Below are 10,269 nucleotides of genomic sequence, written 5' to 3'. Positions count from 1 at the left end.
GGCCGGGTCTTCGCGGTGGAGGCCTGGTGGGAGGCCTACCGGGAGGGACGAGGCCGCGGTTCGGGTTTCGCCGGTGGTGAGGGCGATGGAGACGAGGCGTTTGGTGCCGACCTCGACGACGTAGAGGGTGTCGTCGAGGGTCGTGATGCCTTGCGGCTGGTCCAGTCCGTCCGCGATGGTCTCGATCGTGTCCCCGTCGATGCGGACGACAGCGCCGAGGGAGTCGTCCGTGACGTAGTGGCGGCCTTCGGCGTCGAGAGCGACGTCCACCGGGTGCGGGAGCTCGGCGATCGGGGTCACCGCGTCGGAGTCGTCGATGTGGATGACCCGGCCGGCACCGGTTTCGGCGACCAGCAGGCCGGTGTCGGTGATGGCGATGCCGGTGGGTTCGGCGAGGTGCTTCACGCGCATCCGGACTTCGCGGGTCGCGGGGTCGAAAGTCCGCACGTCGCCGTGCATCGAGGTGATGTGCACCAGCCCGCCCCCTGCGGCGACGCCGTGGCAGGCGCCGCCCGCGACCGGCTGGATCAGGTCCCCGGTCACCAGATCCCCGTCGGCGAGCCGGAAGTGATCGCCCGCGTAGACCCGGCCCGCCTCGTCGGCGGCCACGCCGAACGGACCGTGCAACCCCCGGCCCACGACCGTCCGGGTGCCCAGCGCGTCGACCTGGGTCACGCCCCCGCTGCCGTAGCTGGACACGAGCATCCGGTTCTCGCGGTCGAACGCCGCGTTGTCCATGCCCGCCACACCGGTCTCGATGGTGCTGCGGCGTCCGGTGTCCGGGTCGATGCGGGTGACGATGCCCGTCACGCCCCGCGACAGCACCACCAGCGCGCCGTCGTGGTCGAAGCGCACGGCCACCGGTTCGTGCACGTCGTCGGCGACCTCCTGTGGGTCGCCGCCGTCCGGGGAGACCCGCCAGACCTGGCCGGTCATCATGTGCGGGTAGTACAGCGAACCGTCGGGTCCCTGCTGCATCGCGTTGCCCATCGCCAGACCTTCGGCGAGCACCACGATCTCGCCGGTGTCGGGCAGCAGCTCCACGACGCGCCCGCCCGGCCGCATCTCGTTGACGAACAGCCGGTCGCCCACGCACGTGATGCCGTTGGGCACCCGGATCTCCTCCGACAGCAACGTGAACTCCCCGTCGGGGGAGCGGCGCCACACCCGCTGCGGGGTGATGTCGGCGATGTACATCGACCCGTCGGAGCCGAAAGCGAGGTCGTCGGGCGCCTGCACCGGGCCGTCGGCGGGAACGACGACCTCGACCTCACCCGTGGTCCCGTCGACGGCGCTGATCTGGCCGGCCAGGAACTGCGCGACGTAGAGCCGCTTGTCGGGTCCGAAGGTGATGCCGTTGGACCCCCACAGCGGGCTCGGCGGGTTGAGCCTGCTCATGGACCAGCGCTCGCTTCGCGGCGTGCCGAAGCCGGGGAAGCGGGTGCTCACCATGCGACCGGGAGCTCCTTCAGTCCGTAGATGGCGTGATCGCTTGCCCACGCGATTTCCTCGTCTGCGAGCCGCAGGGTCGGGAACCGCCGCAGCAGCGCCGGGAACGCGATGCGCATCTCCATCCGCGCCAGCGGAGCGCCCAGGCAGTGGTGGATGCCGTGCCCGAACCCGAGGTGCTGGTTGGCGGGGCGGGCGATGTCGAAGCGGTCCGAATCCGCGACCAGGCCCGAATCCCGGTTGGCGGCGGGGAGGTTGAACGACACCAGGTCACCGCGCCGGATCGTCACGCCGCCGAGCTCCACGTCCCGCGTGGCCAGCCGGGGCGAACCGGAGTTGACCACGCTCAGCCACCGCATCAGCTCCTCGACCGCGCCCGGAACTGACTCGGGCTCGTCGCGCACCGCGGCCAGCTGGTCGGGGTGGCGCAGCAGCGCCAGCGTGCCCAAGCCGAGCATGTTGGAGGTCGTCTCGTGGCCGGCGACGAGCAGCAGGTTCGCCACGCCGATGAGCTCGGCGTTGGTGAGCTCCTCGTCGTGCTCGCGGATCATCATGCCGATGAGGTCGTCGCCGGGATCGCGGCGGGCCCGCTCGACCAGGTCGGTCATGTACGCCTGCGCTTCGCGCCCCAGCTCGACCTTGTCGTCGTCGGAGACGGTGAGGTCGAGCTGCTTTCGGGTGCGCTCCTGGAACTCGTCACGGTCGGCGACCGGCACGCCCAGCAGCTCGCAGATCACCAGCGACGGGATCGGCAGCGCGTACTGCGACACCAGATCGGCCGGGCTGCCGTGCCGTTCCAGCAGGTCCAGGTGCTCGTCGACGATCTCGGTGATGCGCGGTTCCATGCGGCGCATCCGGCGGACCGTGAACTCCGGGGTCAGCATGCGCCGCAGGCGATTGTGCGCCGGCGGGTCCATCGACAGCAGGTTCCCGCTGCCGTCGCCGGAGAGGTGGCGCGGGTCGAGGCTCGCACCGCCGACCAGGTCGGCGGTCGTCCAGCCGTTGCTGAAACCGGCGGTGTCGCCGAGCATCCGGCGCACGTCCTCGTGGCGGGTCAGCAGCCACGAGGGCGGGCCGAACGGGGTGGGCACCCGCACGATTCCGGCGCCGTCGCGGACGGCTTCCACGTCGGGAGCCGGCCCGAACCCGCTCCGGCGGCGGTCGACCTCGATGACGGCGGGCTCGGTTGCTTCGGGCACGAGCGGTCCCCCTTGGTTAAGTCGTGTGACTTAACCAAGGTACCCGAACCGCTCAGGACGGGACCGCGCCCCGCTGCCGGACCCGCACCGCGGTCTCCTGGATCGCCTCGACCAGCCGCGCCGTCTCCCGCGCTCCGCGCAGCCAGGACCGCTCGATCTCCGGCGTCCGGCCGTCGCGCACCGCACCGGCGAAGGAGGCCAGCGAATCGCGGAACTGGTGCGAGGCGTCGAGCGTGAACTCCTCGGCGTGGTCCTGCTCCTCCAGCCGCAGCAGCGGGCGGTGTTCGGCGGGCGGGGTGAACGCGCGCTCCAGGCTCAGGTGCGCCGCATCGCCCCACAGCGCGTAGCGGGAGCGGTAGGCGTGCTGGAAGCCGAACTCCAGATCCGCGAAGACCCCGTTCTCCGACACCAGGAGCGCGTGCCCGGCCATGTCCACGCCGGTGTCGGTGTCGACCCGCAGCGTCGCACCGGCCACCGTCAGCCCCTCGCCGAGCATCAGCTGCGCGGCCCGGATCGGGTACACACCGACGTCGAGCAGGCATCCCGCGCCCAGCTCGGGGTCGTAGCGGATGTCCCCGGCGCGCGGCGACGGAACGCCGAAGGCCGAGCTGAAGGTCCGCAACCGCCCCAGCCGCCCGCGCTCGACGAGCTCGCGCACCACCTCGTGCTGCGGGTGGTGCAGGAACGCGAAGTTCTCCCGCAGCAGCAGTCCGCGCTCGGCCGCCAGCGCCACGAGTTCACCGGTCTGCTCGGCCGAGATCGTCATCGGCTTCTCGCACAGCACGTGCTTGCCCGCGCGCAGCGCGCGTCGCGCCCACTCGAAGTGCAGCGAGTTCGGCAGCGACAGGTAGACCGCGTCGATCGCGGGGGAGTCGATCATCTCCTCGTAGCTCATCGCGGTCCCGCCGTGCTCGGCGGCGAAGCGCTCGGCCCTGGCAGGCGCCCGGCTGGCGAGGCCGGCGATCCGGGAACCCTCGATCTCGTGGAGCGCGGGCAGCATTCGTCGTTCGGCGATTCCGGAGCAGCCGAGCACACCCCACGCCACCGGCTGGTTCATCTGATCCCTCGCAGACTCGTCGACGCCTCGCAACGCGTGCAGCGTAGGGGATTTCGGTGAGCGGTCGCGGGACGCTCAGGTGGTTCGGCCGCGCCGGGCCAGCAGCGCGGCGAAGGCCGGAACGCCCACCAGCGCGGTCATGACTCCCACCGGAACCTCCTGCGGCGCGGCGACGGTGGTCGCCAGGACGTCCACCCACACCAGCAGGATCGCGCCCAGCACGGCCGTGACCGGCAGCAGCGCGCGGTGCCGCGGGCCCACGAGCAGCCGCGCGGCCTGCGGCAGGACCAGGCCGACGAACCCGATCGCACCCGCCGCCGCGACGAGCGTGGCGGTCAGCAGCGCGGTGGCCACCAGCAGCACGATCCGCAGCCGCGTGACGTGCACGCCCAGTGCTGCGGCCGTGTCGTGCCCCAGCGCGAAGGCGTCCAGCGCCCCGGCCCGCGACAGGCACAGCAGCAGGCAGACCGCGCACACCGCACCCGAGACCGCCACGTCGTTCCAGCGGGCGCCCGAGAGCGAACCGAGCAACCAGAACAGCACGCCCCGGGTCTGCTCGGCGTCCGCCGAGGTGATCACGACGAACGACGTCAGGGCCGAGAACAGCTGAGTCCCCGCGACACCGGCCAGCACCAGGTGCGTCGTGGTGCCACCGGCCACCGCGCCCAAGGTCATCACCAGCGCGAACGCGACCAGCGCACCGGCGAAGGCGCCCGCGGTCACACCGATCGCGCCCGCGCCCAGCCCGAGGATCACCACCAGCACCGCGCCGGTCGAGGCGCCCGCCGACACGCCCAGCAGGAACGGATCGGCGAGCGGGTTGCGCAGCAGCGACTGCAGCACCGCGCCGCACACCCCGAGCCCGGCGCCGCAGATCGCCGCGAGGACCGCGCGCGGCAACCGCAGCTGCCAGACGATGCCCTGTCCGATCCGCGACACGTCGGTCTCGCCCAGGCCCAGCCGTGCGCCCACCACACCGGCCACGTCGGTCACCGACAGCGGAGCCGGTCCGAGCGTGACCGCCACGGCGATCGACAGCAGCAGCAGCGGAATCCCGACCAGCACGATCAGCGAGGAGGGCAGGCGCCCGGTCCTCACCGACGCTCCAGCTCGGCCAACCGGTCGGCGAGCCGCTCGATCCCGGTGATCGTGCGCATGCTGATGTTCATCTCGGTGCCGGTCATGCCCATCCACCGGCCCTCGCCGACGGCGGGCAGCCGTGACATCGCGGGGTCGGTGCGCAGGAATTCCTGCTTGGCGGCCAGGGAATCGCCTTCGCCGTCGCGGGTGAGGTCGCCGAGCACCAGCAGGTCGGGGTCGCGGGCGAGGACGTCCTCCCACGACACCTGCGGCCACATCGAGCGCACGTCCTCGTAGGCGTTGCGCACCCCGAGGGTGCGGGTCATGATCGCCGGGGATCCGGTTGATCCTGCCACGTAAGGGGATTCGGTGCGGGCGAACCAGAACAGCACCGAGGTGTCCCGGTGGGGCACGGCCTTGCGCTGGGCGTCGGCCACCCGCTGCCGCAGCTGCGCCACCAGCGCCTCGCCGCGCTGCGGGACGTCGAAGATCGTGGCGATCTCCTGCACCTCCCGGTAGATGTCGTCGAGCTCGACCGGCTCGGCGAGCGGTGCCTCCTCGGGAAAGCAGTTGGAGGGGGAGAGGTAGGTGGGGACCCCGAGCTCGGCGAAGCGCTCCCGCGAGGCCACGCCTTCGTCGGTGAACACCGCCTGGTAGGCGCCCAGCACCACGTCGGGCTCGGTGGCCAGCACCGATTCGAACGACGGGTTGTTGTCGGAAAGCCGCGGTACTCGGGAGTTCTCGGCGGCCAGCGCCGGATCGACCGGATCGGTCCAGGTCGCGGTGCCCACCATCCGGTCCGCCAGGCCCAGCGCCAGCATGATCTCGGTGGTCGACTGGTTGAGGCTCACGGCGCGGCGCGGTGGTTCGGACACCGAGACGTGCCCGTCGCAGTTGGGCAGCGACACCCGAGGCGGAGCCGACTCCGTCGCGGGAGCGTTGCAGGCGGCGAGTGCGGTGGCGCAGAGCAGCATCAAGCCCGTGCGCGTCCAGCGTAAGAACACGTTGTGCGGAAATCCTCACCCCAGGCCCATGCGCGAGACCTGGTCGGCCGATTCCCGGAACCGGTGCGGGTCCGGGGAGCCGGCAGGTCTTCGGGCTCGGGCTCCACCGGGCGAGCCGCCTTCCCGGATCGAGTGCGATCCAGTGGCTCGGGCTCGCCCGTCACCCCTACCGCTGCGCGTCAGCTCCGGCTTCCGACCGGATTCCCATCGGCCACACGTGGCACGACCGGCTCGCGATCGAGTCTAACCGGCCGGGGCGCGGTCGATCCGGCGGCCGCTGCGCCGGACCACCTCGACGTCGTGAGTCAGGCGCACTCCGCGCGCAGCATCACCCGTTGACCAGCGGTACGAGGTTCCAGTGGATGTCGGGTCCGGGATCTCAGTGGAATTCCGGTACCCGATTTCAGTGGAACTCGGGTACGAGGTTTCAGTGGAAGTCGGGTGCCGGGGTTCTGTGGAAGTCGGGTACCCGACTTCAGTGGAAGTTGGGTGCCGGGTTTCAGTGGAAGTTGGGGTGTGGATTACTGGTGCGTGCCGCCGTCGACGCGGATCTCGGTGCCGGTGATGAAGGCGCCGTCGTCGGAGGCGAGCATCGCGACCACGCCCGCCACGTGCTCCGGCGGTGCGAATCCGCTGCCGAGAGCGGGGGAGAGCTTGGTGAACAGGTCCCAGTCGGTGTCGGCGGGCAGCTTGTCCGCGGTGGTCTCGGTGATGCCGCTGCGAATCCCGCCGGGCACCAGCGAGACCGCGCGCAGGCCCTGCTTGGCGTACTCCAGGGCGATGCTGTGGGTGAACGACTGGATGCCGCCCTTGCTCGCGGCGTAGGCGGCCATGTAGGGGTGCGCGAAGTTCGCCGAGGTCGAGCTGAAGTTGATCACCACGCCGCTGCCGGTCTCCAGCAGCGCGGGCAACGCCGCGCGGGTGACCAGGAAGGTGCCGGTGAGGTTGACCGCGAGGATCCGGTTCCACAGCTCCAGCGAGCACTCGTGCGTGTGCGCGCTGTGCAGCATTCCCGCCGCGTTGACCAGCACGTCCAGCCCGCCCAGCTGCTCGGCCGCGGCCGGCACCGTCGCGTCGACGGCGTCCTCCTGGGAGATGTCCAGGGGCAGGGTGCCCAGCAGGTCGCACGTGCCGGCCGCGGCCGCGCGCCGCGAGGTCTCCTTCAGCCCGGTCTCATCGATGTCGGTGGTCAGCACCCTGGCGCCTTCGTCGAGCAGGCGCAGCACGCTGGCCTGCCCGATCCCCGACGCCCCACCTGTCACGAGCACGCGCTTGCCGTTGAGCCTGTCCATCGCGATCGCGTCCTTCCGCACCCTCGAACGCCCCGACCGGGCCTTCGTGAGGCTCAACGCACGACCCGGCCGGAAGTTGCTCATGAACCGAGGGTGAGCAGTCGATCGTCCGGTGTGGACGAATGTGACGAACGTCGGTCACAGCGAGTAGATCTCGGGGTGGACTCCACACGGAGCGTTAGTTAGGTTAGGCGCACTTAACTCACTGCGAGGTGTGGAAATGCGCTGGATGCGGACCCTGGGGCTGATCATGGCAGTCCTGCTGGGAATCGCCTTGACCGGCTGCGGCGCGGCCGGTCCCGAGAACGACGAGCCCGCCGCCGCATCGGCGGACGGCCAGTTCCCGGTCACCATCAAGACCGCGTTCGGTGACGTCACCGTTCCGGAGCGTCCCCAGCGTGTCGTCGCGCTGGGCTGGGGCGACGCCGAAACCGCGCTGAGCCTCGGGGTGCAGCCCGTCGGTGCCGCCGACTGGCTGCCGGTGGGCGGTGACGGCGTCCCGCCGTGGATCCCCGCCGACAAGCGCTACGCCACGCCGCCGAAGATGCTCGGCACCATGGAGGTCGACATGGAGGCCGTCGCGGCGCTCCAGCCCGACCTGATCCTCGACACCCGCGCCAGCGGCGACAAGGAGCGCTACAACCTGCTCAACCGGCTCGGCGTTCCGGTGGTGAGCATCCCGCCGGGCGGCGAGAGCTACCTGACCACGTGGGACCAGCAGCTGGACATGGTCGGCAAGGCGCTGGGCAAGTCCGCCGAAGCTGCCCAGCAGAAGGCCGACCTGGAGGCCAAGTTCCAGCAGGCGGCCGCCGCGCACCCGCAGTTCGCGGGCAAGACCGTGGCCGTCGGGGCGAAGATGGTCGGTTCCTACGGCGCCTACGTCAACGGCGGTTCGCGCCTGGAGTTCATGGAGCGGCTGGGGTTCCGCCAGTCGCCGGCCGTGCAGGCGGTGGCCGGGGACAACTTCTTCGTCAGCGTTTCGCCCGAGCGCATGGACCTGTTCAACGCCGACCTGACCGTGATGTTCCCGATCGGCCTGTCCGCCGCGGAGGTCGACAGGGATCAGATTTTCCAGTCGCTGCAGTCGGTCCGCGAGCACCGCGCCGTCGTGCTGCACGACGAGCAGGCCGTGCAGGCGTTCTCGGCGGGCACCGCCGCGGGCATGTCCTACGCGGTGGATGAGGTCGTGCCGCTGATCGCGCAGGCCCAGGCGGGCTGACCCGCTCCGAGGCGCACCACTGATCAGGAGAGAACGGTGCCCTCGTGGGATCCGGCCGAGGCCGAGCAGGTCACCTCAGAAGCGCAACTCCGCGAGGTCGTCGAGCCGCCGTTCCCGGAGATCGCCGAGAAGGCGGTCTCCGGGAACGACGACGTCAGCCGCCGGTTCATCGAGCGGTCGCGGTTGTTCTTCGTGGCGATGGCCGACCTCGCGCTCAAGGGCGTGCCCCCGGCGCTGGCGGTGGTCGTCAACGTCGAGGAGCTGTTCGTGCACTGCGGCCGGGCGCTGCTCAAATACGGGGTCTGGCGGGTCCGGGACCTGGCCGGAGGGCGAGCAGCCCGGCGTGATGGCGCTCTTCGAATCCCAGCAGGCGCTCACACCTCGGGTGTGACGCTGCGAGCGGGAACGACCGGGACCGCCAGCAGTGCGAAGCACCCGGCCACCGCGAAGGCGATCGGGTAGCCCGCGACCGCGATGAGGGCTCCCATCACCGGCGGGACGGCGGTGGCGGTGAGCGACTGGCCGGTGTTCTGCGCTCCCATGGCCCGCCCGCTCCAGTGCGGGCCCGCGATCTCGGCCACCGCGGTGAACGCCAGGCCGTTGTGGGCCACCGCGATGATCGAGGCGGCGATCATGAAGGCCAGCGCCAGGGGAGTGCCGGAGAACGCCGCCAGCCCGCCCATCGCGATCGCCGAACCGAAGGCGAAGTAGCGGATCGGGCGCACCCGGCTGCCGATCCGGTCCGACCAGATCCCCGCGCCGACCCGGCTCAGGGCGCTGAGCAGCTGCGTCGTGCCGACCAGGGCGCTCGCCGCGGCGGTGGTCCAGTGCTGGGTCGCGATCAGCCAGACCAGCATGTAGGTCCAGACGGTCTGCTGCGGCACGGTGAGCGCGATCGAGACGCCGTGGATGCGCAGCAGCCGGCGGTCGCCGCGGTAGGGGTTCGCGCCGTGGCCGGATCGCCGGGACTCGGCCATCGACGGCCGCGGCGGGTCCACGATCATCGCGGCCACCAGCGCCGCCGCCAACGCGCACACCGCCGCCACGGTCAGCATGGTCACGGCGAGGCCGCTCGCCTCGACCAGGTTGGGCACCAGCACCGCGGTCAGGCCCACCCCGAGCGGTTGCGCGGTCTGCCGGATCCCCATCGCCATGCCCCGGCGCTGCGGTGGGAACCAGCCCGAGACGACCCGGCCGCTGGCCGAGTTCGAGCTGGCGCCGGCCGCGCCGCCGAGGAACAGCAGCACCGCCAGCAGCACCAGCGAGTCGGCCAGCGCCGCCGCGGCGGCGCTGATGGCGAGCATGCTCAGCCCGATCAGCAGCGACACGCGCTCGCCGATGCGGTCGACGATCGCACCCCAGATGATCAGCGTGCACATGGTCCCGGCCAGCGGCGCCGCGGCGATCAGGCCCGCTTGGGACAACGACAGCCCGCGCTCGAAGTGCAGGTTCGGGATCAGCGCGGGGGCGGCGTTGGTGAACACCGTCGCTGCCAGCTGCGCGAACATCGAGATCGCCAGCATCAGCCAGCGGTTCGGCACGCGCGTGATCGGCGGAGCGGTCATGATCCGAACGGTAGACCATTAGCGAAGGCAACGATTCGGGGTCGAGGGGGTGCGCGCAGCGGCGCACCCCCTCCGGTGCGTCAGTCCACCGACATCTCGCCCAGCTCCGACCAGTCGGCTTGGTCGAGCTCGGCGTTGATGATGCGCGGCGTTTCCGCCAGGTAGGGCGGGAGCTGCGCGCGGGCGTCCTGGAAGTGCTGCGACGTGACGTGGGCGGCCCCCGCCTCGCCGTCGCGGAACGCCTCCACCAGCACGTACTCGGTCTCGTCCTCGAGGCTGCGGGACCAGTCGAACCACAGGCAGCCCGGCTCGGCGCGGGTGGCCTCGGTGAAGGACCGGGCGATCTCCGGCCACCTCTCCGCGTGCTCCGGCTTGATCCGCCACTTCGCGGTGATGAAGATCAT

10 protein-coding genes and 1 riboswitch are annotated in these 10,269 nt (G+C 71.3%); of the genes, 2 read left to right on the top strand and 8 right to left on the bottom strand.

Features of this window, described 5'->3' with window-relative positions; genetic code table 11:
- The 6 genes from E1181_RS08900 to E1181_RS08875 form a co-directional block, all read right to left on the bottom strand.
- Window positions 1-1,452 (bottom strand): outer membrane protein assembly factor BamB family protein (locus tag E1181_RS08900; protein WP_132673480.1); only part of this gene is annotated, 1,452 nt, incomplete at its 3' end.
- Window positions 1,446-2,648: a cytochrome P450 gene (locus E1181_RS08895; protein ID WP_207922061.1), complete on the bottom strand. Its 1,203-nt coding sequence runs from the start codon at window positions 2,646-2,648 to the stop codon at window positions 1,446-1,448. The genes E1181_RS08895 and E1181_RS08900, both read right to left, overlap by 7 nt.
- A gap of 52 nt (window positions 2,649-2,700) precedes the next feature.
- A complete protein-coding gene (locus E1181_RS08890; RefSeq protein ID WP_132673479.1) occupies window positions 2,701-3,705 on the bottom strand; it encodes a Gfo/Idh/MocA family protein in 1,005 nt (334 codons plus the stop codon).
- Window positions 3,706-3,780: 75 nt separating this feature from the next.
- Window positions 3,781-4,803 carry a FecCD family ABC transporter permease gene (locus tag E1181_RS08885; RefSeq protein WP_235876637.1) on the bottom strand — a complete coding sequence of 341 codons (1,023 nt, stop codon included), beginning with the start codon at window positions 4,801-4,803 and terminating at the stop codon, window positions 3,781-3,783.
- Window positions 4,800-5,789: an ABC transporter substrate-binding protein gene (locus E1181_RS08880; protein WP_235876636.1), complete on the bottom strand. Its 990-nt coding sequence runs from the start codon at window positions 5,787-5,789 to the stop codon at window positions 4,800-4,802. Before E1181_RS08880 ends, E1181_RS08885 begins: the two co-directional genes overlap by 4 nt.
- 64 nt (window positions 5,790-5,853) lie before the next feature.
- Window positions 5,854-6,035: riboswitch (cobalamin riboswitch) on the bottom strand.
- A 275-nt stretch (window positions 6,036-6,310) separates the two neighbouring features.
- Window positions 6,311-7,081, bottom strand: coding sequence for an SDR family NAD(P)-dependent oxidoreductase (locus E1181_RS08875; protein WP_132673494.1), 771 nt, complete (start codon window positions 7,079-7,081; stop codon window positions 6,311-6,313).
- Window positions 7,082-7,301: 220 nt separating this feature from the next.
- Here E1181_RS08875 and E1181_RS08870 point away from each other — a divergent pair, with 220 nt between their 5' ends.
- Together E1181_RS08870 and E1181_RS08865 are read left to right on the top strand one after the other, a co-directional pair.
- Window positions 7,302-8,300: an iron-siderophore ABC transporter substrate-binding protein gene (locus E1181_RS08870; protein WP_132673478.1), complete on the top strand. Its 999-nt coding sequence runs from the start codon at window positions 7,302-7,304 to the stop codon at window positions 8,298-8,300.
- Between the two features lie 36 nt (window positions 8,301-8,336).
- The gene (locus E1181_RS08865; protein WP_132673477.1) at window positions 8,337-8,762 is read left to right on the top strand and encodes a hypothetical protein; all 426 of its coding nucleotides are present in this window, start codon (window positions 8,337-8,339) and stop codon (window positions 8,760-8,762) included.
- On the opposite strand, the gene E1181_RS08860 is transcribed toward E1181_RS08865, so the two are convergent.
- A complete protein-coding gene (locus E1181_RS08860; protein WP_132673476.1) occupies window positions 8,675-9,865 on the bottom strand; it encodes an MFS transporter in 1,191 nt (396 codons plus the stop codon). The two genes, E1181_RS08865 and E1181_RS08860, sit on opposite strands and share 88 nt — an antisense overlap.
- Window positions 9,866-9,945: 80 nt before the next feature.
- Entirely contained in the window at window positions 9,946-10,269 is a 324-nt protein-coding gene (locus E1181_RS08855; protein WP_132673475.1) for a putative quinol monooxygenase, read from the bottom strand.

It is taken from the genome of Saccharopolyspora terrae (assembly GCF_004348435.1).
GTDB classification, from domain to species: Bacteria; Actinomycetota; Actinomycetes; order Mycobacteriales; family Pseudonocardiaceae; genus Saccharopolyspora; species Saccharopolyspora endophytica.
This window is presented reverse-complemented; position numbering and strand designations above follow the sequence as displayed.